Source organism: Levilinea saccharolytica, assembly GCF_001306035.1.
Lineage (GTDB): Bacteria > Chloroflexota > Anaerolineae > Anaerolineales > Anaerolineaceae > Levilinea > Levilinea saccharolytica.
This window is the reverse complement of record NZ_LGCM01000023.1, coordinates 1-25,226: the sequence shown is the minus strand read 5'-3', so window position 1 is coordinate 25,226 and position 25,226 is coordinate 1. Positions and strand designations below refer to the sequence as shown.

Sequence of the window (25,226 nt, the reverse complement as noted above, 5' to 3'; positions counted from 1 at the left end):
AAAATTTACCGCCCCTCTGAAACCAGAGGGGCGGCGTATTTGTGATGATCGAGCCCGGGGTTACGGCGCGGGGGGCAGCAGCACCGCGTCAATCACGTGGATGACGCCGTTGGTGGTGATGATATCCCTCTGCACCAGGCGGGCGTTGTTCAGCATCAGCCGGCCGCGCTTGATCTCCACATCTATCTCAGCGCCGTTGACGGTGGGCAGAGTATCCAGCATGCGGATCTCGCCGCGGAAAAGCTCATCCGCCGAAACGTGGTAGGTCAGCACGCTGGTGAGGGCAGGGATGTCGGCCAGCAGGGCTTCCAGAGTGCCCTTGGGCAGCTTCTTGAAGGCGGCGTCCGTGGGGGCGTAGACGGTGAAGGGGCCAGGGCCTTGCAGGGTGCCCACCAGACCGGCCGCGTCCACAGCGGTGACCAGGGTCTCAAAGCGCTTGTCATCGCTGAGGGTCTGGACGATATCTTTGGTGGGGGGCAGCAGCACGCGGTCAATCACGTGGATAACGCCGTTAGAGGCCAGCAGGTCGGCGCGCTGGATCATGGAGCGGTTGACGAACAGGCGGCCATCGGTCTTGCGGAAGATGACCGGCGAACCCTGCACCGTGTCGGCGGAGATCAGCATGTTGACGTCGCGGGCGAAGGAAGCCCCAGCCAGGACGTGGTAGGTGAGCACATTGGTGAGGGCGGGGATATCGGCCAGGAGGGCTTCAACCGTGCCTTTGGGCAGCTTCTTGAAGGCCGCATCGGTGGGAGCAAAGAGGGTGAAGGGGCCAGCGCTTTCCAACACACCCGCCAGACCCGCGGCGTCGATGGCGGCTTCGAGGGTGTCAAAGCGGCTGTCTTCGCGGATGGTCTCCATGATGTTCTTGGCGGGGGGGATGATGACGCGGTTGATGACATGGATCACACCGTTATCGGCGGGGATGTCGGTGATGATGATGCGGGCGTTGTTGATGAAATAGTTCTTGCCCACTTTGCGGATGATGGCTTTGGAGCCTTGCACGGTGTTCACAGAAGAGGCGCTGATCACGTCCCCAGAGGCCAGGTTACCACCGACCACGTGGTAAGTGAGGACGTTGGTGAGGGCGGGGATATCCGCCAGGAGAGCGTCAACGGTGCCTTTCGGGAGTTTGGCAAAGGCGTCATTGGTGGGGGCAAAGACGGTGAAGGGGCCAGGGCCTTGCAGGGTGGCATCTAACCCGGCGGCCTGCAGGGCGGTGACGAGGGTGGAAAAGCGGGGATCGGATGCTGCTACATCCACGATGGTGTTCGTAGCGGCTTTTGCAGGGGCGGCCTGGAAGAAGGCAGAAAAGACCAGCACCAGGGCAATCATCAGCGACACAACACGGTTCTTTTTCATTTCGGTCTCCTATTTCCTACGGTTAAGGTTTGTATGAACTTTTGTAATGCTTTGTATAAAGACAATATACCCTTTTCGCGGGCCCCTGTCACTATGTATATACTATTTGTATAATGTTTAAGGGGCGAATCTGAAAATCCCCCCTGAAAATCAGGGGGGAATGGGGGTCAATCGAGGGCGTCCAGCAGATCGGACAGAAAGGTCTTCAGACGCAGCTTTTGCCAGCGGGGGTGAGGTGCAGGGGGCCATTCGGCGGCGGCCTGCTGGGCCAACTGGTAGCCGCGCTCGATCAGCTCGATGGAAGAGCGAAAATCCCACAGGGGTACCGGCTTTTCGCCCACCAGGGTGATATGCCGCACGGGCACGCCGCGGGCTTTGGCCAGCTCAATTTCCAGCTCGGCCTGGCGGCCCTCCACGGTTTTATCCAGCTTGAGCAAAAACCCTTTCAGCCCGGCGTTGTCATCGCTGACCTCATCGGGGTCAAATAGATCCAGGGCGATGATCTCGGTGGCGCCTTGCTCCAGGGCGGCCTGAATGGGCAGATTGCTGACCGCGCCGCCGTCCATCAGATAGCGGCCGTCTTCCTGGCGGGGGGCCAGCCAGGGGGGCAGGCTCATGGAGGCCAGCACGCTGTCGAGAACGCATTCTTCGGGGCGGGTGCCGAAGACGACCGGCCGGCCGGAGTTGAGATCGGCGGCCACCGGGAAGAAGCGGATGCCGGTGAGGTCTTGAAAGCGCAGGTTGGGGGCCAGACCGGCAGCGATGGCAAATTCGCGGATGCGGTCCTGCGAAAAACCAACAGGGCGCTTGAAGAAGGTGCGCATGGTCTGCCACCACAGATTGGTGGGCAGCAGATCCTGATCCACGGTGGCGGCCCACATTTTTTCCAGCTTTTGGATGCCCTGGGGGGTGAAGCCGTGGACGGCCAGGAATGCGCCGTTGGCGGCGCCGATGGAGGTTCCGGTGATCAGATCGGGCTGGTAGCCAGCTTCCAGCAGGGCGCGCAGGGCGCCCGCCTGCATGGCGCCGCGCGATCCGCCGCCGCTGAGGACAAAGGCCAGTTGTTTTTTGGGTTTACGAGGATTCCACATAAGCCAAACCAGTTCGTTGGGAATAGGATGAGCACGGCCGTCAGGGGGCCAGACGATAGGGGGCAGCGGCCTCAGCGGGCAGGGTGAGCGAGCTGAGGAACTGCTGCACGGGCTGGGTGAGGGCTTCGCTGCCGCTGTAGGTGACGCCGGGGTCAAAGGTGAGGGTGCAGGGGGCGCCGCTGGCGTAGGTGAGGGTGTAAGTTTGCGTGCCGCCGCCGTCCGGCGGGTCTGGGGGCTCCACGCGCTTGAAATTGGCGCAGGGCAGGGCCTCTACCTGGGTGAAGAGAGCCTCCAGGGCGGCGGGGTCGGCGGACAGGTCCCACGCGCCGGCGTTGGCCTGGGTGGCGGCGATTTTGCCGCTGCGGCTGAAGGCGGCGTTTTGGCGCGTGAGGGTGTATTCTTCGTGCAGCTGCAGCTCGGGTAAGATGGAACCCGAATCGCGGCTGAAAGTGATTTGGGTGAGGCGGGTCATAGGCGGCTCCGGGGCGCAGGCTGACAGGCAGAGGAGCAGGGCGGTGAGGAAAGCGCACAAACGGGTCATCCGGTCTCCTTGCGCCCGAAAGAGGGTAGGGCGGGCGCGCGCCAGGGGTCAAAAGCTGCGTCTGAACCTGATTGTACCCCAAGGGAGGCAAAGCATGGAGGCTGGAGGCAGGGATTCTTAAATTAAACTGAAAAACGAAAATGGGGTATTGCAAAAGGGGGCAGATGGTTGTAAAATGACTTTGTAAATTCAGTAAACATACAAAGCCAAACGGCTTGACCCCCTTTTTTTCATCTTGCAGCTCAATTTACCGCCCCCGGAGCCCTTATGGCGTCTAAAAAAGCGACCCATCAGCAAACCAAGCAGCTCAACCGCGATCTGGTCTTGAAGCTGATCTTCGATCACGAGACCATCAGCCGGGCTGAGGTGGCGCGCCTGACCAAATTGACCCGCGCCACGGTGTCCGAAATTGTGACGGGATTGATGGAAGAGGGACTGGTGGAAGAGATTGGCTACGGGGAATCCATCGGCGGCAAGGCCCCCATCCTGCTCAGCCTGGTGGCCGATTCGCGCTATCTGATCGGCCTGAACCTGGCCAAGGATAAGTTTGTGGGGGCGGTGGTGAACCTGCGCGGGCAGATCAAAGAGATGCTGGAATTCCCGGTCAACGAACGCGACGGGGTGCAGGCCTTGCAGCTGGTGTACCAGATGCTGGATCAGCTCACCGCTAAAGGCTGGAAACCGCTGGTGGGGATTGGCATCGGCACGCCCGGGCTGGTGAACACGCGCGAGGGGGTGGTGGTGAACGCCGTCAATCTGGACTGGCAGGATCTGCCGTTGGCCCAGCTTTTGGAGGCGCGCTACCGCCTGCCGGTATCCATTTTAAATGACAGCCAGGCCACCGCCATCGGCGAATTTGTGTACGGCCAGGATCACCCCGCAGACAGCAACCTGATTGTGATCACCGTCAAGCACGGCATCGGCGCGGGCATTCTCATTCACGGGCGCCTGTTCCAGGGGGACGGCGGGGGCGCGGGCGAGATTGGCCATGTGGTGGTGCAGGAGGACGGTGCGTTGTGCCGCTGCGGCAATCGCGGCTGCCTGGAAACCATCGCCAGCGCGCACGCGGTGGTGCGGCGGGCGCGGGCTTTGGCGGGCGAATATCCTCAATCCCCGTTGGCGCAAAACCCGGCGGCGGGTCTGGCCGAGATTGAGGCGGCCTGGCGCGCGGGGGATGCCCTGGCACAGCGGGTGATGAGCGACGCGGCCCAATACCTGGGCGGTGCCATCGCTGCGCTGGTGGGGGTGCTCAATATTCAAAAGATCGTGCTCACCGGCGACCTGGCTTGCTTTGGCGCGCCCTGGCTGGAGCAGGTGCGCGCGGCCGCGGCGAGAGTGTCGCTGAGACGCCTGGCGCAGCAGACCACCCTGGATTTTGGACTGCTGGATATTCAAGCTTGCATATTGGGGGCTTCGGCTTTTATGCTGCTGGAAAACTACGATTTGCTCTTCATCAAAACGAACGATTAAAACCAACGATTAGGAAACTTGCATGCTGCCGCGTTTGACCTTACCGACTCCCAAACTTTTGCCCCCGCTGGATCCCAACTTCCGTCCGGCGGTGCTGGCCAATCACGCTTTTCTTTCCGAAGCCCAGGCGGTGGGCGTGCCGCTGGTGGTGGGGCTGGAACGCAGCCAGGGCGAATTCTCGCGCTATGAAACCTGGGTCTTCCCCGAAGATCACCCCCGCGCTGCCGAGAACCTGGTGTACGCCGAACGGCTGGTGAAGTTCCTGCTGTGGCAGCGGGGCGGCTTCCGCGTGTATATCGGCGGCCCGGCGCGGGTGGGGGCGTATATCGCCGCCTGTTACGGGGCGCAGGGGGCGCGCAGCTTTGACCATCACTTCATGGGTGCGCAGGTGTACGAGCGGCCGTTTGAGGTGATCTGCTGTCGGGCGGAGGACGTGCCCGCGGCATGCGAAACCAGCAAACCCCTGGGCCGCCACCTGGACGGGGCGCGCATCGGCTTCGACCTGGGCGCCTCGGACCGCAAGGTCAGCGCGGTACTGAACGGCGAAGCCGTGTACAGCGAAGAGGTCATTTGGGAGCCGTTTAAGCACCGCGACCCCAGCTATCACTATGCAGAAATTTTAACCGCCCTCAAAACGGCGGCTTCCAAGCTGCCGCGCGTAGACGCCATCGGCGGCAGCTCGGCGGGGATTTACATTGACAACCGCCCCATGGTGGCTTCCCTGTTCCGCAACATCCCCCCGGAGCGCATGGGTGAGATCCGCGAGCTGTTCCACCGCCTGCAAGGCGAGCTGGGCGTGCCGCTGGTGATCATCAACGACGGCGACGTCACTGCCCTGGCGGGTTCCATGTCGTTGGAGGATAACGGCATTTTGGGGATCGCCCTGGGCTCCAGCGAGGCAGCCGGGTATGTGGACGCAGAAGGGTACATCAAGGGCTGGCTGAATGAGCTGGCCTTCGCGCCGGTGGATTACAACCCCCAGGCGGCGGTGGATGAATGGTCGGGCGACCGGGGCTGCGGCGCTTCTTACTTTTCGCAGCAGTGCGTCTTCCGCCTGGCGCCCCTGGCCGGCATCAGCCTGCCCACGGGCTGCACGGACGCGGAACGGCTGAAATCTGCCCAGGCGCGCCTGGAAGCTGGAGAGAGCGGGGCGGTGCAGATCTGGCAGAGCATGGGCGTGTATTTGGGCTACGGCCTGGCGCATTACGCCGATTTTTACGACATCCGCCATGTGCTCATTTTGGGGCGCTGCACTTCGGGGCGGGGCGGGGAACTGCTGTTGGAGGGGGCGCAGCAGGTGCTGGGCGCGGAGTTCCCGAGGCTGGCGGAAAACATTCACATTCAACTGCCGGACGAAAAGAGCCGCCGGGTGGGGCAGTCCATCGCGGCCGCCAGCCTGCCGGTGCTGAAGGTGGCGGAGGGACGTCATGAAATTTAACCTTGAGACCGCAGAAGTATTTGTGCCGGACGGGCTGCCGGTGGAAGCGGCGCTGCGGCGCACCACTCACCTGTGCATCGCCGCCCACCAGGACGATATCGAGATCATGGCGGCCCAGCCGATTCTGGAATGCTTTCAGCAGGACGAACGCTGGTTTACTGGTGTGGTGGTGACAGACGGGCGCGGCTCGCCGCGCAGCGGGATGTATGCACGTTATGATGATGAACAGATGCGCGAGGTGCGCTTTAAGGAACAGCGCAAGGCGGCAGCGGTGGGGGAATACGCCGCCCAGGTGATGCTGGATTACCCCAGCCGGGTGATTAAGGATGGGAGCCAGCGCAGTGCCATTGAGGATATTTCGGGGCTGCTGCGGGCATGCCGCCCGCAGGTGGTCTACACCCACAATCTGGCGGATAAGCACGATACGCATGTGGCTGTGGCTCTGCGCGTTGTGGAGGCAGCGCGCAGTTTAGCCCCAGCCGAGCGCCCCCAGCGGCTGTACGGCTGTGAGGTGTGGCGCGGGCTGGATTGGCTGATGGATGCGGATAAGGTGATGATGGACCTGTCGGACCAGGAATGTTTGCAGGCGGCCCTGCTGGGAGTCTTTGACTCACAGATCAGCGGCGGCAAGCGCTACGACCTGGCTTCGCTGGCCCGCCGCCGCGCCAACGCCACCTACAGCGAATCGCACCAGGTGGATGCATCCACGGGGCTGTCGTTTGCGATGGATTTGACGCCTTTGATGGATGCAGACCGCACTTCCCCAGACGAGTGGGTTCAAACGTTTATCCAACGGTTTGCACAGGATGTGACCGGGCGCATTCAGCGGCTGAGCTGACGCGCGCTGGGGCAGGCTGTGGAAAGGAGCAGTCCTCGAACGGATCAACCAACACCCTTGTTTGCGGTTTTAACCCTCAAAATTCAGTGAGAACACACCCCAAGAAGGAGAAGATTCCATGCGTACCAAATTGTTTGTGCTGTTCATGCTTGTCAGCCTGATTTTAGGCGCCTGCGCCCCGGCGGCTCCGGCTGCCACGGCCGAACCCGCTGCCCCGGCGGCCCCTGCTGAACCCGCGGCCCCGGCGGAAACCGCCCCCACCGAAGCCCCCGCTGCCCCCGCGGCCGAGGCTGTGACCCTGAAGATCTACCTGTTGGACTACACCCCCGACACGATCGCCTGGCTGAAGAGCGACATCAACCCCGCTTTTGAAGCCGCCCACCCTGGCGTGACCGTGGAAATCACCGAAGGCACCTGGAGCGGTTGGGACACCACCTTCAGCGGTTTCTTTGCGGCTGGCGAAGGCCCCGACATCATCAACCTGGGTTCTGAAATGAACACCCTCTACGGCGCCAGCCTGGCCGACATGGAGCCCTACCTGGGCGAGGCTGCTTGGGCGGATGTTAAGAATTTTGGCCCGGCGCTGGAAAACGCCAAGTTCGAAGGCAAGCTGCGCGGTCTGCCCATCTTCACCGCCCCGCGCTACGTCTTCTGCCGCACCGACTTGATGGAAGCCTCTGGCTGGACGAGCGGCACCCCCAAAGACTTTGCCCAGTGGGTAGAATTTGCGGGCAAGGCCTCGAAGATTGACCCCGCCACTAATTCACTGGTGCAGCAAGCCCTGGTGCCCGTGGACGCTGGCTCGATGGCCGACTGGCAGTGGTGGCTGTTGGTGTACTACTCCCTGGGCGGCGAACTCTACAAAGCCGACGGCACCCCCAACTTTGACTCGCCCGAAGCGCTGGCCGCGACCCAGTTCGTGCTGGATATGCGCCAGGCCATCTACGGCCCCGCTGCTGACGCGGTGGGCGCCCTGCCGACCGGTCAGGGTTCTGTGATTGACGTCAACGATGAGACCCAGAAAGACAACGGCGCGGTGTGTCTGGCCCATTCGGGTTGGGCGGCCCCGGCGTTTGACCGCCCTGTGTGGGAAAACGTGAGCATTGATCCCTTCTACGGCGATCCGACCAACTTCCCCAACAGCAAGCCGGTTGTGCTGGCCTTCAATGACTGGCTGGCGGTGGCGGATTACAGCCCCAACAAAGAATTGGCCGCGGAATGGCTGAAGCTGGCTTTCAGCAAGGAAGCCAACCACCGCTGGAACGAGACCATGAGCCTGATCCCGGCCCGCAACGACGCCCAATACGGTTATGTGACCGAATCGGCGCAGCTGAAGCGCGAGGCGGAACTGGCTTCGCAGTACGGTGTGGGCTTCGCGGGCATCCTGGAAGCCGCCAAACTGTCCACGATCATGCAGGACGCGCTGGGCAAACTGATCACCGAAGAATTGACCCCCGAAGAAGTTGTGGCCAAGATTCAAGAAGAATACACGGCTGCCCTGGGCAAGTAACGAACTTTTGAAGATCCAGCCGGTGGGCGGGCAACCGCCCACCGGCCAACCCCCTGAGAGTGACACATGGTGAAAAACCCTTATTATGACGCAATCCTGATGGCAGCGGCCGCGGTGCTGTTTATCGTCGGCTCCAGCTTGCTGATTGGGTTCGCGGCGCGCCTGATTGCCAAAGTGCTGGGGGCCTCGCGCCGCAAGCAGGAGAACACTTTTGCCGGGTATTTGTTTGCGTCGCCGTGGATTGTTGGCTTTTTGATTTTTGTGCTGATCCCGATGGGTTTCTCGTTGTATTGGAGTTTCACGGATTACCGCGTGGTTTCGAACGCGGCTCCCAAATGGGTCGGGCTGGAAAACTACCTCCAGTTGATCCTGAAAGACACCGGGTTTCGCGCCTCGGTGGTGAACACGCTGTATTTGACCGCCGTGGGCCTGCCTCTGCAAATGGGCGCAGCGCTGCTGCTGGCGGTTTTGCTGAATCAGAAAATGCGCGGTGAGCGCGTGTTTCGCATGGCTTTTTACTTGCCCGTGATTTTGGGTTTCAACACCGCCGTGCTGTTGGCCTGGCGGCTGATGCTGAACACTGGAACTGGCATTATCAATCAAATCATTCGCGGGTTGACGCAGATTTTTCCGCCCTTTGGGTATTTGAACCGGGCGTTGATTTTTGTGCAGGAACTGACCAGTGCTTTTTTCCTGGGCTTGAGCAACGGTAAATTTAATTTGCTGATCAAGGTGTGGGAAGCAGGCTTCCCGGCCGAAAACCGCATCCCGCTGTGGGTGCAAAGCCCGATGTGGTCCAAGATGTCGGTGATTTTGCTGATGATCTGGGGCTGCGGGGCGATGATGCTGATCTTCCTGGCGGGGCTGAAGAACATCCCCAAAGAGCTGCATGAGGCGGCCGAGGTGGATGGGGCCGGGCCCTGGAAGCGCTTTTGGCGGGTTTCCTTCCCGCTCTTGACCCCCTATATCTTTTACAACCTGATCGTGGGCCTGATCAACGCCATGCAGATTTTTGAGCCCATTTATGTGCTCTACCGCGACAACCAGCCGCTGGTGCCCTCGACCATTTCGATGGTGTATTACCTGTGGCAGGCCAGCTTCCGCCATTTTGAAATTGGCTACGGTTCGGCCATCTCCTGGTTGATTTTGCTGCTGATTTTGGCCATCACCTTCATCCAGTTCAAGCTGCAGGACCGCTGGGTGACCTATGATCTGTATTAAGATAAGCGCGGCAGGCGCCGGGTTGGTTGGCGGCGCGGGCAGCCGGGAAACGGGTATTGGAGAGTAGCATGCGCACGATTTGGCCGATTTTGAAACGTTTGGGGCTGTACTTTTTGCTCACCGGCGCCACGGTGGTGATGAGCTTCCCGCTGTTTTGGATGATCTCATCTTCTTTGAAGACTCTGGAAGAGACCAACTCGGCGGGGATCATCTGGCTGCCCAAGGTTCCCACGTTGGCGGCGTATATTTCGATTTTGCAGAACCCCGATTTTCTGCGGTCGTATTTTAACTCGGTGTTTTACACCACCCTGGCCCTGATGGGCACGCTGTTTTCCATCGCGGTGGTGGCCTATGCCTTCAGCCGCATTCAATGGCCGGGGCGCAATTTTGTGTTCTTCCTGATGCTGGCCACCATGATGATCCCGCCGCAGGCGCTGATTGTGCCGCAGTATGTGTTCTTCAACAAGCTGAAATGGATCGGCACGTTTAACCCCATCATTCTGCCCGGCTTCTTCGCGGGCGGGGCGGCGATGGTATTTTTGCTGCGCCAGGCCATGGCGCAGATCCCCAAGGAACTGGATGAATCCGCCTTTGTGGATGGGGCCAACCACATCCAAATTTTCTGGGAGGTGGTTCTGCCGCTGGTGAAGGCCCCATTGGCCACCGTGGCCACCTTCCTGTTCGTGGGGCTGTGGAACAGTCTGCTAGCCCCCTTGATGTATTTGCAGACGGTGAAGCTCTATACCCTGCCGGTGTATGTGGCCACCCTCTATAACATCAATCTGACGGTGCAGCAGTGGCCGACGATCATGGCGGCGGCGGTGCTGACCACCGTGCCGCTGATGGTGGTGTTCTTCTTCGCCCAGCGCTTCATCCTGGATGGGGTGGTGGTTTCGGGGCTGAAAGGCTGAGATATGGGAGAACACGAAGTCGGCCAAAAAATGCTGCTGGCCTTCGCTGGTAAACACTTCACCCCGCAGATGCAGGCGGCCCTGCGCGATTACCGCCCCGCGGGGATAACCCTCTTTCGCCATTTGAACGTGGATCATCCGGCACAGGTGCAGGCGCTGTGCGCAGATTTACAGCGGGCCGCGCGGGAACTGGGCTTGCCGCCGCTGCTGATCGCCGCTGACCAGGAGGGCGGGCAGCTGATGGCGGTGGGCGAGGGGGTCACGCCCCTGCCGGGGAATATGGCCCTGGGGGCGGCGGGTTCGGAGGCTTTGGCCGAGGAGGCCGGAGCGGTTTTGGGGCGCGAACTGGCCGCCATGGGCGTGAATGTGGACTACGCGCCGGTGTGCGACGTCAACATCAACCCGCGCAATCCGGTGATCGGCTCGCGCTCCTTTGGCGAAGACCCCCAGGCAGTGGGGCGCCTGGCGGCGGCGGTGATCCGCGGGCTGCAAGGGGCCGGGGTGGCGGCGGCGGCCAAGCATTTTCCGGGGCACGGCGATACGGACGGCGATTCGCACCACGGACTGCCCTCGGTGCAGCACGGTCTGGAACGGCTGCGGCGTGTGGAGTTTCCGCCTTTTCAGGCGGCGGTGGCGGCGGGCGTGCGCATGGTGATGAGCGCGCATGTGGCCCTGCCGGCGGTGGATGGGGCGGATGCGCCCCCGGCCACGCTTTCGCCGCGCATTTTGCAGGGCATTTTGCGCCAAGAACTGGGCTTTGAAGGCGTGATTGTGACGGACGCCATGGACATGCGCGCCATCCGCCAGGGGGAAGCCCTGGGGGAAGACGCGCTGCGGGCGGTGACGGCGGGGGTGGATTTGCTGCTGGTGACCGCGGATCCCCAGGATCAGCGGCGGGTGTTTGAGCATTTGCAGCAGGCCCTGCGCGATGGACGGTTGACCCCACAGGCGCTGGAAGCCTCCCTGCGGCGTACCGCGGATTTGAGAGACTGGCTGTCGGGTTTTGACGCGCCGGATGGGAGCGCGGTGGGCTGCGCGGCGCACCAAAAAACGGCCGAAACCATCGCGGAGCGGGCGCTGACACGCGTGCGCGACCATCACGGGATCCTGCCGCTGCATTTGGGGCCGGAGGAGCGCCTGGGGGTGGTGATGCCCCGGCCGGTGGATTTGACCCCGGCGGACACCTCTTCGTACGTGACCCCCCAGTTGGCGGCGGAGCTGCGCAAGCTGCACCCGCAGGTGGAAGAGATCAGCGTGGGGCACAACCCCAGCGCGGAAGAGATCAGCGAGGCGCTGCGGCGGCTGGAAGGCTGCGGGGCGGCGGTGGTGGGCACGCTGAACGCATTTGCGGCGCCGGGGCAGGCCGAGCTGGTGCGCCAGGTGCTGCGGCTGCCCATGCCGGTGGTGGCGGCGGCCTTGCGGCTGCCCTATGATTTGGCTGTGTTCCCCGAAGCGCCGGTCTTTGTGTGCACGTACAGCCTGCTGCCCCCGTCTATGCGGGCTTTGGCGCGGGCTTTGATGGGCCAGGGCGACTTTTGGGGGCGGCTGCCGGTGAGCATTGAAGGACTGTATCCGCTGGGTCACGGTCTGATCTAGCGTGGGTTGGAGGGAACGACTGCATGGGTTTACACGCTGAAATTTTTGAGCAGCCCGCCTGCCTGGAGCGCCTGCTGCGCACTCAGCGCGGCGCGGTGGAAGCCGTGGCGCGGGCGATCGGCGAGCGGGACATCCGCTTTGCGTTTTTGGCGGCGCGCGGCACGTCGGATAACGCCGGGCGTTACGCCAACTACCTGTGGGGGGCGGCCAACGCCCTGCCGCTGGCGTTAGCGGCGCCTTCGCTGTTCACCTATTACCAGCAGCCGCCCAGGCTGCGCAATGCATTGGTGGTGGGCATTTCACAGTCGGGGCAGTCCCCGGATATTGTCAGCGTGGTCAGCGAGGGCCGTCGTCAGGGGAATTTGACCCTGGCGATCACCAACGCGCCTGATTCGCCCCTGGCGCAGGCGGCGGATTTCGTCCTGGATATTCAGGCCGGGCCGGAGCAGGCGGTGGCCGCCACCAAAACCTATACGGCGCAGCTGATGGCCATCGCCATGCTGTCTACAGCCCTGCAAGGGGATGCGGCGCGCTGGGCCGAGCTGGAACGGGCGGCGGATTGGGCAGCGCAGGCACTTTTGCTGGAACCAGCGGTGGAACAGGCGGCGCAGCGTTACCGCTATATGCAGCAGTGTGTGGTGCTGGGACGGGGGTATAACTACGCCACGGCCTTTGAATGGGCGCTGAAACTGAAGGAATTGACCTATGTGGAAGCCGAGTCGTTCTCCTCGGCTGATTTCCAGCACGGGCCGGTGGCGATGGTGGCGCGCGGCTTTCCGGTGATGGCGGCGGCGCCGCAGGGGAAGGTGTTTGCTTCGATGCTGGAGACGCTCACCCATTTGCGGCAGGATCTGCAGGCCGAACTGGTGGTGGTTTCCAACGCGCCCCAGGCGCTGCGCCTGGCGCAGACGGCCCTGCCGCTGCCGGAGGATCTGCCGGAATGGCTTTCGCCGCTGGTGAGCATCCTTCCGGCGCAGCTCTTCTGCTATCACCTGACGCGCGCCAAAGGCTACGACACCGAGAATCCGCGCACCATCCGCAAGGTGACGGAAACCCATTAAGCCTGTGCGCTTTTATAAATCGGGGTTTTCTCGCAGATATTCCAGGAAAAGCGCCACCAGGGTGGGGTCGAAGTGTTTGCCGCTCTGCTCGCGGATGTAGGTGATGGTTTCATCCTTTGACCAGGCCGGTCGGTAGGGGCGGTCGCTGGTGAGGGCGTCGTAGACGTCCACCAGGGCGAACAAGCGGGCGGTGAGGGGGATTTGTTCACCCTGCAGGCCGTAGGGATAGCCGCTGCCGTCCCATTTTTCGTGGTGCAGGTGGGGGATATCCAGGGCGGGGCGCAGGTAAGCGATGGACTGCAGCATGTTGAAGGCGTAGACGGGGTGCTTTTCGATGATCTGGCGCTCTTCGGGGGTCAGCCGGCCGGGTTTGAGCAGGATGGAATCGGGCACGCCGACTTTGCCGATGTCGTGCAGCAAAGCGCCGCGGCGCACATGCACAATCTCGGAATCCGACAGGTTCAGCTTGCGGGCCAGGGCGACGGTCATATCGGTGACGCGCAGGGTATGGCCCTCGGTTTCTTTGTCGCGCAGATCCATGGCCATAGACCAGCCTTCGATGGTGGCATCGTAGGCCTGCATCAAGTCCTCGTTGGCCTGATGCAAACCGGTAATGAGCTGGGCGTTTTCCACGGCCATCGCGGCCTGACCGGCCAGGGTCTCGTAATAATCCAGCCATTCCTGGTCGGGGTCTAAGGGCTGGCGGTGGAACAGCTCCAGCACACCTTTCAGGTGGTCCTTGAACACCAGAGGGAAGCCAAAATAGGTGTGGAAGCCCTCTTTTTCACACAGCGTCAGCAGGCCGGGGTGCAGGTCGGGGGATTGGCACGGGTCAAGGTGGATACGGCCCTTGATTTGGGCGGCGCGCCCCGCCAGACTGGTTCCGTAGGGGACGCGGGCGCGTCTAATATCCTCTGCGGAGAACCCGATGCTGGCGGTGTATTCGAAGGCCTGCTCCGCTTCGTTAAAGAGCAGGACGGCCGCTGCATCCACCTGAAGCTGCGACTGCACCTGGGTGAGCAGGGTCTCCAAAATTTGCAGCATGTGCTGGTCAGAGCTGATGGCGATGTCAATTTTGCGTAGGGTGGCCAGGCGCGACAGGCGGCGCTGCGATTCTTCAAACAGGCGGGCAATTTCGAGTGAGGCTTTTTTGCTCTGGTCAATGTCGGTGTGCACGCCCATCATGCGCAGCGGTTTACCCTCCGCGTCGCGCTCCACAATGCTGCCCAGCGACAGGATCCATTTCCAGCTGCCGTCGGGCATTTTCTGGCGGTATTCCACGCGGTATTCGGGGATCTCATTGTTGACATAGGCATTGTACACCTGGCTGACATGAGGGTGATCATCCGGGTGCAGGCGAGAACGCCACTGCGGGTTGGTTTCCACGAAGGTGGCGGGGTCCTGGCCCAGCATGGTGGCGTAAATATCATTGATGACCATTTCGCCAGTTTGCAGGTTGAGGTCAAAGATGCCCTGATGGGCGGCCTCCAGGGTCAGGCGCAGTCGCTCTTCGTTCTCGCGCAGCTGCTTTTCTGATTCCTTGCGCTGGGTGATGTCTTGCTTGACGGCGATGAAGTGGGTGATGCGCTGTTCAAGGTCAAACAAGGGGGTGATCGTTTCTTCTTCGTAGTAGATTCTGCCGTCTTTGCGGCGGTTGATGATTTCATCGTGCCAGACCTTGCCTTCCAACAAGGTGTTCCACATATTGATGAAATACTGTTTGGATTGCGCACCGGAATTGAGGATGCGAGGATTTTGCCCGATGACTTCTTCTTTCGTGTATCCGGTCAGGCGTTCAAAAGCAGGGTTGACCCATTGGATGCGGCCGTCCACATCGGTGATGAGGATGGCGTTGGCGGCGGAGTTGAGGGCGGCGCTTTGCAGGCGCAGGGCGTCTTCGGCCTTCTTGCGCTCGGTGATATCCTGGGCAACAACAAAGCGCGCTTTTTTGCCCTGGTACAGGATGGCATGTGAGGTGATTTCCACGAAGGTTATGCGCCCGTCTTTCATGCGGTGGCGCCAGGGACCGGACTGCTGGTAGCTTTCGTGGTGGGTCTGAATGTTTTGCTGCAGCGAGGGCAGATCCTCGAGGGGACGGATATCCTTAAGGGTCATGGACAGAAATTCGTCGCGGGTGTAGCCGTACACCTGGGAGGCGGCGTCGTTGACGGTGAGAAAACGCAGCGTTTCCAGGTCGTAAATCCACATGGGGAAGGGGTTGTGCTCAAAGAGGAATTTGTAGTTGGCTTCGCTTTGCTTCAGAGCCTGGTTGGCGCGCTCCAGCTCGGCCAGTTTATCTTCCAGCTTGCGCACCAGGGCCTGGCTGTAGAGGCGGTAATAGTTTTCCCCGGTTTCTTCCTGCTCAGGCTGCGCGGGTTGGCGGCCGCTCGGAACCTTTGTGAGGATCTCTTGCAGGGAATTAAGGAACACTTGCGGTTCGGTGTTTTTGACGATAAAGCCGTCGGCCCCCAGACTGAGGGCAAATTCGCTGTCTTCGGGTTCCACGTAGGTGGCGGTGTAAAACACGAAAGGGATCTGACGCAGGTTTTCATCTCGCTTCCAGGCGCGGCACAACTCAAAGCCGTCCATCACCGGCATGAGGATGTCCGAAATCACCAGATCAGGACTTTCCTGGCGGGCGGAGTTCAGGGCTTCGGCGCCGTTTTTTGCCCAGCGAGCGCTGATCTGGCGCGTGGACAGGATGGTCTTGATCAGGTAGAAATTTTCTTCGTGATCGTCAACGACCAGCGCCCACTTCATCGTTATCCTTTTTATCCTTTCTGCGGGTTGGCCAGATGATGCTGCACCTGGGCCATGAAGGTATCGGGGTTGATCGGCTTTTCCAGATAATCATTGCAGCCTGCCGCCAGAATGGTCTCGCGGTCGCCCACCATGGCGTAGGAGGTGACGGCCACGATGGGGGTGGTGTTGAGCAGGTGCAGCTTGCGCAGCTCGGCGGCCACCTGGAAGCCGTCCATGACGGGCAGCTGAATATCCAGCAGGATCAAATCTGGGTGCTCCTCCAACGCCAGAGCGATGCCGTTTTCTCCGTCGCGGGCCTGCAAAACCTGATGGCCGTGCGACTGGAGGATGAAGGTCTCCAGATACAGGTTATTCTCATTATCTTCGATGATCAGTATTTTTGCCATAGTTTACTCTGAACTGATGGTCAACTGTAAGCCTCAGCAGGGCGGCGCCTTCAGGGGAAGTTCCAGGGTGAACAGGCTGCCTTCGCCGGGCTGGCTTTGGACGTTAATTTTACCACCCAACAGGCTGGCAAGCTGATGAGAAATGGATAATCCCAATCCACTTCCTTCATGTTTGCGGTTGGCGCCGGATTCAATTTGGTGAAAAGGACGGAACAGGTGGGGCAGATCTTCGGCAGCGATACCGATGCCGGTGTCGCGCACGGAAATTTCCACCGATTGCTCGCCGCGGCGGCATTCCACCCGTACCAGCCCCTGGGGGGTGAACTTGACGGCGTTGTTCACCAGGTTGAGCAGAATCTGCTTCAGGCGCTGGGCGTCCGATAGGATGACGGGGATATCCGTGCCGATCTCGGCCTGCAATGCGAGCCCTTTTTTGGCGGCCAGGGGCTGGGCCAGCTGCAAAACGCTTTCGATGACGGCGCGCAGATCGCAGGGGGCGCAGCTGACCTTCATTTGACCGGCCTCGATCTTGGAGAGGTCGAGGATGTCGTTGATCAGGTTCAAAAGATGCTGGGCGCTCTGGCGCACCATGCCGAGCTGCTTATTCTGTTCGTCGTTCAGCGGCCCGGCCAGCCCCTGCGAAAGGATGCCCGAAAAGCCGATGATGGAATTGAGCGGGGTGCGCAGCTCGTGAGACATGGTGGCGAGGAAGACAGATTTAAGCCGGTCAGCCTCCTGGGCTTTGCGCACGGCGATGCTCAGTTCCTGGGTGCGCTCGGCCACGCGCTGCTCAAGCTGTGTGTTCAGCAGGCGCAGATCCTCTTCATTTTTCTGAAGAGCTTCTTCGGCCCGCTTGCGGTCGCTGATGTCACGCAGAATGATGGCGCTTTCTTCTTTTCCATCGCCGACCCAATATTTTGCGGCAGAAATTTCGCAAGGAAAGCGTTCCCCGTTCCTGCGCAGGAAATTTATTTCCCCATGAAAATGGCCTGTCTCGGCGCGAGTGCTTATGGCCTGAGGCAAGCGGGGATCTTGCAGGTCCACGACACCGCTGGGATCTGTGACACGCAGTTCTTCTTCGCTGCGGCCTAATATCTGGCAGGCGGACGCGTTGGCGGCCAGGATGGGGCCTTCTGGAACGGTCAGCAGGATGCCGTCGGGGCTGGTGTTGAACAACATGCGAAAGCGCTCTTCTTTTGCAGCTAATTCTTTTTCAGCAGCCCGTTGAATCTCAAGATAATGGCGCAGGAAACTGTAGATGAGGCCAGCGCTGACCAACACAAAGGCCCAGCCCTTGAGGTTTTGCATGCGGGTCAGATCCTCAGGGTCATTGGTGAGCAGGGTCAGCAGCAGATCCGAAAAGAAGATCCACAGCACACCAAAAATCAGATAGATGAGCGCAATGCGTTGCTCGATTTTGAGTCTCAGGGGTTTCATCGGTCGGCCTCCTTGGGAAAGGCGGGCAGTACCAGGCAAAGCTTCCAGGATTCTGGTTGTAGGGTGAGGAAGGTGAGCGGGAAAGAAAACCAGAGATAAAAATATCATAGGATGAACGGCGGGCGGCGTCAAGCGGAAAACCACCGGATTTGCAACGAAATGAAAAGCGAATCGCGACCTATCTCTAAAGGTTCGCAAACTGGCGGCTAACCGGCAGTTTGGGTTGGACGGCGGCCGTGAAGTGCCGCTATAATGGCTAGATGGGCATTTTTGGATAGGACGGTGCATGTGGCGGACGAGCATTGGCCTTCAGCATACCTGCGGTGGGTCGAAACCTGGATGCCGGGCAGCAGGCTGCGGCGTTGGGAGGTGCTGGGCGGGGGACTTTCCGCGCTGACCAGCCGGGTGGAGGTGGAGACGGCTGACGGCGGGCTGCGTACCTTTGTAGTACGCCGCGCGGGCCGGGGGCTGCCCCAGACTGTGCAGGTGGAATTTGAATGCCTGCGCTTGGCCTGGGCGAGCAGCCTGGCTGTGCCCCAGCCCTACGGCGCGGACCTCTCCGGGCGGGTGTTCCCAGAGGCCTATGGGGTGACGGCCTATGTGGAGGGGCGGGTGGAATTTGACCCCGCCGACCGGCGAGCCTATGCGCGTCAGATGGGCGAGCACCTGGCTAAAATTCATGATCTGGGCGGTGAGGCGGCCGCGTTAGACTGTTTGGAGCGGCCCCCGACCGGCTTTGAGACGACCTTTGGCGCGGGGCAGCACGACCCCTTTTGGCAGGAGGAACGCCTGCGGGCGGTGCTGCGCCCGCTGTGGCCGCTGCCCGCAGCCAACCCCGTCGCCCTGCTGCACGGGGACTACTGGCCGGGGAACCTGCTGTGGCGCGACGGGCGGCTGGCAGCGGTGGTGGATTGGGAAGACGCGCTTTTGGGCGATCCGCTGCGGGACGCCGGCATCAGCCGTTTAGACCTGGCCTGGATTCTGGGCTGGGAAGCGGCCGAGGCCTTTTGGGACGCTTACCGCACCGTGCGGCCTGTGGACGAGGGCGGACTGCCGTATTGGGATCTGGCGGCGGCACTGCGGCTGGCGCGCCTGGCGGGGGATGATTTGGCGGGGTGGGCGGCTTTCTTTGAACCTTACGGGCGCGGGGATATCACCGCGGAAACGATTCAACGCGACTATCAATCTTTTATTGAGCGGGCGCTGGCAGCGATTGCCGCGCGGGAGGCGCAGGGATGACGGACAACGGGCATACAGCGGTTTTGAACCCCCAGCGGGTGGTGGACGATTTGCGCGAGCTGCAGCGCCTGACGGGCGACGCCAACGGGGCGCAGCGCCTGGCATGGACAGAGCCCTGGGATCAGGCGCGGCAGTGGCTGCGCGCCAAGCTGGCCGAGCTTCCCGTAGAGGTCAGCGTGGATGAGGCCGGGAACGTGTGGGCCACCCTGCGGGGGGCTTCGCCGCGCGCGCTGATCCTGGGCAGCCATATTGATTCGGTGCCGGGGGGCGGCTGGCTGGACGGCTGTTTGGGCGTGGCCGCCGGGCTGGAGGTGCTGCGTTCTTGGGCTGCGCGGGGGACCCCGCCGGTGACGCTGCGCCTGGCGGCTTGGGCCGAGGAAGAGGGCACCCAGTTTGGGCTGAGCATGTTCACTTCCCATGCGGCCTGCGGGCCTTTTGACCCGGCGGCGCTGCGCACGGCGCGCGATGCACACGGAGCGCGCCTGACGGACGTGATTGGCCGCTGGGGGGTGGATTTGGATCGGGCGGGGATGGCAGCGCGCCAGATGGAGAACGCGGCGGCCTATTTGGAACTGCACATTGAGCAGGGCCCCGTTTTGGAAAGCCTGAACCTGCCCCTGGCCGCGGTGCTGGGCGCGATGGGACTGGAACGCCACCGCCTGGTGTTTCGCGGACAGACCGCTCACGCCGGTTCGACCCCCATGGCCCTGCGGCGGGATGCCCTGAGCGCGGCGGCGCGCTTTGCCCTGGCGGTGCGCGAGATCGCCGTGCAGCACGGCGGGGTGAGCACGGTGGGCAGCCTCATCCCCCGGCCGGGAATTGTGACGGCGGTGGCGGGGGAGTGCGAATGCACCCTGGATCAGCGGCATATCGAGGCCCCCGAACTGGCGGCCATGCTGACCGAAGCGCGCGCGGCCAGTGAGACGATTGCGGCTGAGGAGCGGGTGGAGGTGGCCTGGGAGCGACTCTATCATGTGCCGCCGGTGCGCTTTCATGAGGAATTGACCGCGCTGGGTGCGCAGGTGGTGGGTGAGCTGAGCGGCAACGCGTACGTCATGCCCAGCGGGCCGCTGCACGATGCGGTGGTGGTGGCGCAGAGCGGCGTGCCCACGGCCATGCTGTTTGTGCAGAGCCTGCGCGGGCTTTCGCATACCCGTGAAGAAGACACGCGCGAAGAAGATTTGCGCCTGGCGGTGGAGGCCCTGAGCCGGTTGGCCGAACGCACCGCCCATTGGATTGTTGAAAACGCGAGGTGAAAGAATGGTGGATGAATTTTTTCCGGAGGAATTTGACGCCTGGGCGGAAAGCTACGATGAATCCGTGCGGCCCGACACGGGCTTTCCCTTTGACGGGTATTCGCGCGTGCTGGCGGCGGTGGTGCAGGCGGCGGGCGTGGGGCAGGGGGACGCGGTGCTGGATTTGGGTACGGGCACGGGCAACCTGGCTGAACTGCTGATGCGGCGGGGTTGCCGCCTGTGGGGACTGGATTTTTCGGGGGAGATGCTGGCGCGGGCGCGGGCCAAGTTACCGGGGGCGGTGTTTGCCCAGGCGGATGTGCGCGGGCCGTGGCCGCAGGAATTTGAACGCCGCTATGATGCGCTGGTCTCTGGCTACACCCTGCACCATTTTCCCCTGGAAGAAAAGGTCAGGCTGTGCCGCCGCTACCTGGCCCAGTATCTGAAGGTGGGCGGCCGGTTGGTGATTGGCGACCTGGCTTTTGAGAACGCCGCGGCCGAAGACGCCCTGCGGCAGGCGATGGGGCCGGAATGGGAGCAGGAATATTTCTGGCTGGCGGATGAATCCTTGGCGGCCCTGCGGGCAGCCGGCCTGGACGCGCAGTACACACAAATCTCCTCCTGCGCGGGAGTGTTCACCGTGCAGCTGCACCAGTTGGCCTGAGGCGGGCGCGGATTAGCCCTGGGGATGCTTGATGAAGGTCCCGGCGCGGAATTCGGCAAAGGCCGTGCGCAGTTCTTCGGCGGTGTTCATCACGATCGGCCCGCCCCAGGCGATGGGTTCGCGCAGGGGTTTGCCGGTGATGAAGAGGAAGCGGGCGCCGTTATCTCCAGCGGCGATCTCCACCTGGTCGCCGCTGTTGAACAGCACGATGCTGCCGGAGACGACTTTGGCCGCGCCGGGGGCAAAGCTGGCCGTGCCTGCGAACAGGTAGGCAAAGGCGGTGTGGCCTGGGGGGGTGGCGTGCAGCCAGGCGCCGTTGGCGTCCAGGCTGACATCCAGATATTCGGGGGCGATGATGATATCCTGAGCGGGGCCGGTGTGACCCTGGAGGGTGCCGCAGATCACGTGCACGCGCGCCCCGCCGTGGTGAATCTGGGGAATTTCACTGGCGGTGATGCCGCGGTAGCGCGGCGCGATCATTTTGTGGCTGGCGGGCAGGTTGGCCCACAGCTGAAAGCCGACCAGTTTTCCGTTGGGGCTGGGGACGGGCATTTCCTGGTGAATGATGCCGCTGCCGGCTGTCATCCACTGCACGTCGCCGGGGCGGATGCTGCCGGCGTTGCCCAGTGAGTCGCCGTGTTCCACCTCACCTTCCAGCAGGTAGGTGATGGTTTCGATGCCGCGGTGGGGATGCCAGGGGAAACCGGCGATAAAGTCGGCGGGGTCGTCACCGCTGAAATCGTCGAAGAGCAGGAAGGGGTCAAAGAGGGTTTCTTGACCGTGACTGAACCCGCGCTTCAGATGGACGCCGGCACCTTCCAGAGTGGGGCGGCTGGCAAAGACTTGGGCCACGGATCGGGTGGAGGACATGGCGGTTTCTCCTGGGAAAGGCAAGGGGGGTAAACGGATGTACCCTTGTACTGTACCATGTCTGCCCGCGAAAGACAATCACCCCGCGCAGTTTGGCGGGGTGATTGTGTTGAATACGGAGGGGAAAATTAATGGGCAGCCAGGGTCTGCGCCCAGGCGGCGGCACGTTCCAATTCGCCGTCGAATAAGGGGCCTTCGGTGCCCTTGACCAAAAAGCCCGCGGGCGTGCCGGTGGGTTGACCGCCTTTGGCTTTTAGCTTTTTGGCCATCGGCTCGGCAGCATAGCCGAAGATTTTTACCATCACGGTGAGGACCCACACGTTGGCGTCTTTCACCGACATGCGCGTGTCGAAGGCGGCGGTTTTCATGCCCTGCAAGGCTCCCGCGGGGAGAGAATCGAGCCATTGGCGCATGCCGTCCGAAGGACGGAACTGGCGGGTGGGCGCACCGGCGATGAGCAGATCGGCCCCGCGCAGACGTTCGGGGGTGGCTTCGCTCACGGGCAGGACGGACACTTCGGCAGAAGCACCCAGGGCCTGCCCGACGGATTGGGCCACTTTCTCGGTGTTGCCAAAAACGGAATCATAGATGATGACGGCTTTCATTTCGGTTCTCCTGAAACACACAAAATCTTGGAAAGGGTGGTTCAAACGCAAGCTGCCGCTTGGTGTTTGGCTGCAAAAAAGAGGGGGGTGTGCACTGGATGCTGCGGACAGAAAACATCTATGGTTAAGTATACAACACTCTGCCAGATCTCGGCGCGGCGCGGACTAGACACCGGCCAGAGCGCGCGAAAGCTGGAGGGCCACATATTCCATGTGTTTGCGCCTGGCGCGCTCGTCCACCGGCAGGGTTAACATGCGCTCGGCGGCGGCCCGCGTGTGGGGGTCGGCGCGGGCATGGGGCGGCCAGTGGATGACAGCGCCCACCCCTGCCTGCCCCAGGGCCTCGTAGACGCGGTCCCGCAGGCCGCGGGGCAGGTACACCGGCAGGCCCAGCGGCAGGGTATCAGCCTGCAGTTGGGGGAAGACGGGCACGGCCTGGGGGATGCTGTTCAGCAGATCCAAAAGGGTTTGATAGTTGCTGCGGCGCGCCTGACGCAGCCCGGCCCAATCCAGATGCTCAATCTCGCAGCGTTCCTGCGCGTCACCGTGGATGACCGGCAGGCGCTCATACAGGCGTTCGGCCTGGCGGTAGAGCGCGCGCAGGCGGGCGTGGCTGCCGCGGTGCTCGACCTGGTAGGCGTACAGGCCCTGGCGGTAGGCGCGGATGAGAGGCAGGCGCGGGTTGGGGACGGGGGGAAAGCTGGCCAGCAGGGGGGCCAAATCCACCCGGCTGTGCAGGTAGGCCCCGTCGTGCGCGCACAGTTTGCGCAGGCTGTTGAAGACGAAATCGCCAACAGAAGGTTCCAAAAAACCCGCCTGGGCGTTATCTTCCACCACCCAGCCGCCGGAACGCTGGTAATCCTGCATAAAGGCGCGCACGGCGGGGGGGTGGGCAAAGCCGAAGTAATTAATGAAATACAGGGCCTGTGCCCGGCTCTGCTGGCGGGCGATATCTTCCAGATCGAGGGAAAGGTCGGCACGCACGCGGTAGAAGGCGGTGGGCAGGCCGCAGGCGCGCAGGGTTTTGGGGATGGAAGGGCACAGGTAGCTGGGCAGCAGGATGCGGCGCACACCGCGGGCGCGCAGGGCGGCGGCGATGACCGTCAGGCAGGCTCGTCCGCCGTTGAGGAAATATAGACCGGTGGTGTGGAGCTGGGGTTCTGCCCGCACCCAGCGCGGGTCGGGATAAAATTCGCCGCCGACAAACATGGGGATGACCTCTGGGGTGGATTGTACCCGCAAACCGCACGCCGTGGGGACGAAGGCAAAAAGCCGCGCCTGGATAAGCTCTTTCCAGGCGCGGCGCTTCAGTTACGAGTTGTCTCGGAGATCGGGTTAGCGGCGGCCCCCCATCCCGCGGCCCATACCGCGCTCCATGCGTCCGCCGTCCATCCAGCCGCCCATCCAACCGCCCATGCCGGGGGTGCCGTTTTCGGCGCGTTCGGCCAAAATCTGGTCGGCAGCCGACTGGCTGATGACGCCGTCCGACACGGCCTGCTGCACAGCTTTTTCAAAGGCGGCCTGCATCTGGTTGATAAAAGCCGAGTTGGTAAAGAGGGTGCGGCGGCCCTGGATCAGATCGGCCTGTTCCTGGGTGATCTCGCCGTCGGCCACTTGCTGGGCCAGGTGAGCCTGGGCGGCCTGTTCGCGGGCGGCCTGAAGCTGTTCGGGGGTGATGTTCAGGGCTTCGGCCAGCAGGGCGTCAAAATCTACACCGCTGTCCTGCATCCAGCCGCCGCCCATGCCAAAGGGCATGCGTCCGCCGGTTTTCATCTGATCGGCCTGGGCCTGGGTGATCTGGCCGGCAGCCACAGCCTGGGCCAGGGCCTGTTCCTGAGCGTTTTGGTAGGCCTGTTCGAGCTGGTCGGTGGTGATGCCCAGGGCGCTGGCCAGTTCTTCGCTGGCGTAGCCGCCGCCGGGGCCGCGGCCCATCATGGGTTCGGGCAGGTCCGCCATGCGGGCGGCTGGAGCAGCCGCGCTGACCATCTTGACGGCTGAAATTCCGATGACGCCGACGACACCCGTCAGCAGCAGCGTTCCCGCAAGGATGGCGGGGATCCATTTTTTGAAGTTCATGGTGCACTCCTTATATGTTTTGGTTAAGTTGGATCGTTTTTCGATCACGGTCTTAGGATAGCAGGGGGATATTAAGAATTGGTTCAGGGGTGGTTTGGATGCGGTGAATGTTGGCGGTATTCTTGATATTAATGACAAAATATGTCAAAATAAAAAGGTGGTAACACCCGCAGATTGGGCGAAGGGATTGCTCGCAGGGACAAAAACGCGAAGGCTTTATCTGCGAAATCTGCGTCATCTGCGGATCGTTCTTGCGGAATTGGCGGAGAGATCGCTGCGGCCGGGAAAGCACCGGCCTCGCGATGACATCAATGAATGTGTCACTGCCTGCCCTCGTTTTTTTGAGGGCTAGCCCTCGCCTTTTGAGGGCGAGACCGGCGGGTTTCCGGTCGAAGCAGTCTCTACCCACGGCGAAGAGATTGCCTCGCCGCTGCGCGGCTCGTAATGACAAAAACGCGAGGGCCTTATCTGCGAAATCTGCGTCATCTGCGGATCGTTCTTGCGGAATTGGCGAAGAGATCGCTGCGGCCGGGAAAGCACCGGCCTCGCGATGACATGCAGAGTGGGTGAGGATTCATCTGCGAAATCTGCGTCATCTGCGGATCGTTCTTGCGGAATTGGTGGAGAGATCAATACGTTGGGCAGGAGGGAAGGGCATGAACTGGGCAACCTTGGAAACCTGGGCGGTTGAGAACCCCGAAATGGCATTGGGCGCGCTGCTCATCCTCAGCGCCGCGGCGTTTTTATTCGCGCGCAACGTGATTGGCCGCGTGCTCTTTTACATGGCCGCGCGCACCGCCACGAAATCGGACGACATCCTGGTGCGCCATTTGCGCCCCTTCCGCACCGCCTGGCTGGCGCCGCTGCTGGTGGTGTACGCCTTTGCGCCCTTCTTCCCCAGCCTGCAAACCG

Annotated in this window: 21 protein-coding genes and 1 pseudogene; 12 read left to right on the top strand and 10 right to left on the bottom strand. The window is 62.0% G+C overall.

All coding sequences use genetic code 11. The features are described from left to right. Nucleotides 1–60: 60 nt before the first annotated feature. From ADN01_RS05760 to ADN01_RS05750, 3 genes are all read right to left on the bottom strand, one after another. Nucleotides 61–1,362, bottom strand: coding sequence for a fasciclin domain-containing protein (locus ADN01_RS05760; protein ID WP_062417235.1), 1,302 nt, complete (start codon nt 1,360–1,362; stop codon nt 61–63). A 167-nt stretch (nt 1,363–1,529) separates the two neighbouring features. Continuing rightward, complete coding sequence (locus ADN01_RS05755) at nt 1,530–2,453, bottom strand: patatin-like phospholipase family protein (RefSeq protein ID WP_062417236.1); 924 nt, start codon at nt 2,451–2,453, stop codon at nt 1,530–1,532. Between the two features lie 40 nt (nt 2,454–2,493). Beyond that, nucleotides 2,494–2,994 (bottom strand): hypothetical protein, encoded by a 501-nt coding sequence (locus ADN01_RS05750; protein WP_062417237.1) that lies wholly within the window; start codon nt 2,992–2,994, stop codon nt 2,494–2,496. 267 nt (nt 2,995–3,261) lie between these two features. On the opposite strand from ADN01_RS05750, the gene ADN01_RS05745 reads away from it, so the two are divergent. The 8 genes from ADN01_RS05745 (at nt 3,262) to ADN01_RS05710 (ending at nt 13,039) form a co-directional block, all read left to right on the top strand. Continuing rightward, nucleotides 3,262–4,464 carry an ROK family transcriptional regulator gene (locus ADN01_RS05745; protein WP_062417238.1) on the top strand — a complete coding sequence of 401 codons (1,203 nt, stop codon included), beginning with the start codon at nt 3,262–3,264 and terminating at the stop codon, nt 4,462–4,464. Nucleotides 4,465–4,486: 22 nt separating this feature from the next. Then, nucleotides 4,487–5,902: an ROK family protein gene (locus tag ADN01_RS05740; protein ID WP_062417239.1), complete on the top strand. Its 1,416-nt coding sequence runs from the start codon at nt 4,487–4,489 to the stop codon at nt 5,900–5,902. Next, nucleotides 5,892–6,740, top strand: coding sequence for a PIG-L deacetylase family protein (locus tag ADN01_RS05735; RefSeq protein WP_062417240.1), 849 nt, complete (start codon nt 5,892–5,894; stop codon nt 6,738–6,740). Before ADN01_RS05740 ends, ADN01_RS05735 begins: the two co-directional genes overlap by 11 nt. Nucleotides 6,741–6,858: 118 nt before the next feature. Further along, nucleotides 6,859–8,250, top strand: a complete 1,392-nt coding sequence (locus ADN01_RS05730) for an ABC transporter substrate-binding protein (RefSeq protein WP_075070998.1) — start codon at nt 6,859–6,861, stop codon at nt 8,248–8,250. A gap of 66 nt (nt 8,251–8,316) precedes the next feature. Next, nucleotides 8,317–9,471 (top strand): carbohydrate ABC transporter permease, encoded by a 1,155-nt coding sequence (locus ADN01_RS05725; RefSeq protein WP_062417242.1) that lies wholly within the window; start codon nt 8,317–8,319, stop codon nt 9,469–9,471. Between the two features lie 68 nt (nt 9,472–9,539). Further along, entirely contained in the window at nt 9,540–10,382 is an 843-nt protein-coding gene (locus tag ADN01_RS05720; RefSeq protein WP_062417243.1) for a carbohydrate ABC transporter permease, read from the top strand. Nucleotides 10,383–10,385: 3 nt separating this feature from the next. Further along, nucleotides 10,386–11,978 (top strand): beta-N-acetylhexosaminidase, encoded by a 1,593-nt coding sequence (gene nagZ, locus ADN01_RS05715; protein ID WP_062417244.1) that lies wholly within the window; start codon nt 10,386–10,388, stop codon nt 11,976–11,978. 23 nt (nt 11,979–12,001) lie between these two features. Next, nucleotides 12,002–13,039 (top strand): SIS domain-containing protein, encoded by a 1,038-nt coding sequence (locus tag ADN01_RS05710; protein WP_062417245.1) that lies wholly within the window; start codon nt 12,002–12,004, stop codon nt 13,037–13,039. Nucleotides 13,040–13,051: 12 nt separating this feature from the next. Here ADN01_RS05710 and ADN01_RS05705 read toward each other — a convergent pair whose 3' ends face one another. Genes ADN01_RS05705 through ADN01_RS19220 form a run of 3 tightly spaced genes read right to left on the bottom strand, consistent with a single transcriptional unit; the run spans nt 13,052 to nt 17,625 of the window. Next, nucleotides 13,052–15,799 carry a PAS domain S-box protein gene (locus ADN01_RS05705; protein WP_062417246.1) on the bottom strand — a complete coding sequence of 916 codons (2,748 nt, stop codon included), beginning with the start codon at nt 15,797–15,799 and terminating at the stop codon, nt 13,052–13,054. An 11-nt stretch (nt 15,800–15,810) separates the two neighbouring features. Continuing rightward, nucleotides 15,811–16,188 carry a response regulator gene (locus tag ADN01_RS05700; protein WP_062417247.1) on the bottom strand — a complete coding sequence of 126 codons (378 nt, stop codon included), beginning with the start codon at nt 16,186–16,188 and terminating at the stop codon, nt 15,811–15,813. A gap of 33 nt (nt 16,189–16,221) precedes the next feature. After that, nucleotides 16,222–17,625, bottom strand: a complete 1,404-nt coding sequence (locus ADN01_RS19220) for a PAS domain-containing sensor histidine kinase (protein WP_062417248.1) — start codon at nt 17,623–17,625, stop codon at nt 16,222–16,224. A 270-nt stretch (nt 17,626–17,895) separates the two neighbouring features. On the opposite strand from ADN01_RS19220, the gene ADN01_RS05690 reads away from it, so the two are divergent. From ADN01_RS05690 to ADN01_RS05680, 3 genes are read left to right on the top strand one after another with little or no spacing between them, the layout of a single operon-like run. After that, a complete protein-coding gene (locus ADN01_RS05690; RefSeq protein ID WP_160318383.1) occupies nt 17,896–18,864 on the top strand; it encodes a phosphotransferase family protein in 969 nt (322 codons plus the stop codon). Further along, on the top strand, nt 18,861–20,120 hold the full coding sequence (locus tag ADN01_RS05685) for a Zn-dependent hydrolase (RefSeq protein WP_062417250.1): 1,260 nt from the start codon (nt 18,861–18,863) through the stop codon (nt 20,118–20,120). The genes ADN01_RS05690 and ADN01_RS05685 overlap by 4 nt, the downstream gene beginning before the upstream one ends. A gap of 4 nt (nt 20,121–20,124) precedes the next feature. Next, a complete protein-coding gene (locus tag ADN01_RS05680) occupies nt 20,125–20,763 on the top strand; it encodes a class I SAM-dependent methyltransferase (protein ID WP_062417251.1) in 639 nt (212 codons plus the stop codon). A gap of 12 nt (nt 20,764–20,775) precedes the next feature. Here ADN01_RS05680 and ADN01_RS05675 read toward each other — a convergent pair whose 3' ends face one another. The 4 genes from ADN01_RS05675 to ADN01_RS05660 all read right to left on the bottom strand — a co-directional run bounded on the left by ADN01_RS05675 (nt 20,776) and on the right by ADN01_RS05660 (nt 24,314). Continuing rightward, nucleotides 20,776–21,633, bottom strand: a complete 858-nt coding sequence (locus ADN01_RS05675; protein ID WP_062417252.1) for a pirin family protein — start codon at nt 21,631–21,633, stop codon at nt 20,776–20,778. A gap of 128 nt (nt 21,634–21,761) precedes the next feature. Then, nucleotides 21,762–22,238: a flavodoxin family protein gene (locus ADN01_RS05670; RefSeq protein WP_062417253.1), complete on the bottom strand. Its 477-nt coding sequence runs from the start codon at nt 22,236–22,238 to the stop codon at nt 21,762–21,764. Between the two features lie 165 nt (nt 22,239–22,403). Further along, on the bottom strand, nt 22,404–23,480 hold the full coding sequence (locus tag ADN01_RS05665; RefSeq protein ID WP_147238980.1) for a hypothetical protein: 1,077 nt from the start codon (nt 23,478–23,480) through the stop codon (nt 22,404–22,406). A gap of 93 nt (nt 23,481–23,573) precedes the next feature. Continuing rightward, nucleotides 23,574–24,314 carry a hypothetical protein gene (locus ADN01_RS05660; RefSeq protein ID WP_062417255.1) on the bottom strand — a complete coding sequence of 247 codons (741 nt, stop codon included), beginning with the start codon at nt 24,312–24,314 and terminating at the stop codon, nt 23,574–23,576. Nucleotides 24,315–24,970: 656 nt separating this feature from the next. Here ADN01_RS05660 and ADN01_RS05655 point away from each other — a divergent pair. Then, nucleotides 24,971–25,226: pseudogene (locus tag ADN01_RS05655) on the top strand (hypothetical protein); the annotation flags it as partial.

Excerpts from the sequence above, each read along its gene's own strand:
- ADN01_RS05760 (WP_062417235.1), bottom strand. The coding sequence starts at position 1,362 with ATGAAAAAGAACCGTGTTGTGTCGCTGATGATTGCCCTGGTGCTGGTC.
- ADN01_RS05755 (WP_062417236.1), bottom strand. The coding sequence starts at position 2,453 with ATGTGGAATCCTCGTAAACCCAAAAAACAACTGGCCTTTGTCCTCAGC.
- ADN01_RS05750 (WP_062417237.1), bottom strand. The coding sequence starts at position 2,994 with ATGACCCGTTTGTGCGCTTTCCTCACCGCCCTGCTCCTCTGCCTGTCA.
- ADN01_RS05745 (WP_062417238.1), top strand. The coding sequence starts at position 3,262 with ATGGCGTCTAAAAAAGCGACCCATCAGCAAACCAAGCAGCTCAACCGC.
- ADN01_RS05740 (WP_062417239.1), top strand. The coding sequence starts at position 4,487 with ATGCTGCCGCGTTTGACCTTACCGACTCCCAAACTTTTGCCCCCGCTG.
- ADN01_RS05735 (WP_062417240.1), top strand. The coding sequence starts at position 5,892 with ATGAAATTTAACCTTGAGACCGCAGAAGTATTTGTGCCGGACGGGCTG.
- ADN01_RS05730 (WP_075070998.1), top strand. The coding sequence starts at position 6,859 with ATGCGTACCAAATTGTTTGTGCTGTTCATGCTTGTCAGCCTGATTTTA.
- ADN01_RS05725 (WP_062417242.1), top strand. The coding sequence starts at position 8,317 with ATGGTGAAAAACCCTTATTATGACGCAATCCTGATGGCAGCGGCCGCG.
- ADN01_RS05720 (WP_062417243.1), top strand. The coding sequence starts at position 9,540 with ATGCGCACGATTTGGCCGATTTTGAAACGTTTGGGGCTGTACTTTTTG.
- nagZ (WP_062417244.1), top strand. The coding sequence starts at position 10,386 with ATGGGAGAACACGAAGTCGGCCAAAAAATGCTGCTGGCCTTCGCTGGT.
- ADN01_RS05710 (WP_062417245.1), top strand. The coding sequence starts at position 12,002 with ATGGGTTTACACGCTGAAATTTTTGAGCAGCCCGCCTGCCTGGAGCGC.
- ADN01_RS05705 (WP_062417246.1), bottom strand. The coding sequence starts at position 15,799 with ATGAAGTGGGCGCTGGTCGTTGACGATCACGAAGAAAATTTCTACCTG.
- ADN01_RS05700 (WP_062417247.1), bottom strand. The coding sequence starts at position 16,188 with ATGGCAAAAATACTGATCATCGAAGATAATGAGAATAACCTGTATCTG.
- ADN01_RS19220 (WP_062417248.1), bottom strand. The coding sequence starts at position 17,625 with ATGAAACCCCTGAGACTCAAAATCGAGCAACGCATTGCGCTCATCTAT.
- ADN01_RS05685 (WP_062417250.1), top strand. The coding sequence starts at position 18,861 with ATGACGGACAACGGGCATACAGCGGTTTTGAACCCCCAGCGGGTGGTG.
- ADN01_RS05680 (WP_062417251.1), top strand. The coding sequence starts at position 20,125 with ATGGTGGATGAATTTTTTCCGGAGGAATTTGACGCCTGGGCGGAAAGC.
- ADN01_RS05675 (WP_062417252.1), bottom strand. The coding sequence starts at position 21,633 with ATGTCCTCCACCCGATCCGTGGCCCAAGTCTTTGCCAGCCGCCCCACT.
- ADN01_RS05670 (WP_062417253.1), bottom strand. The coding sequence starts at position 22,238 with ATGAAAGCCGTCATCATCTATGATTCCGTTTTTGGCAACACCGAGAAA.
- ADN01_RS05660 (WP_062417255.1), bottom strand. The coding sequence starts at position 24,314 with ATGAACTTCAAAAAATGGATCCCCGCCATCCTTGCGGGAACGCTGCTG.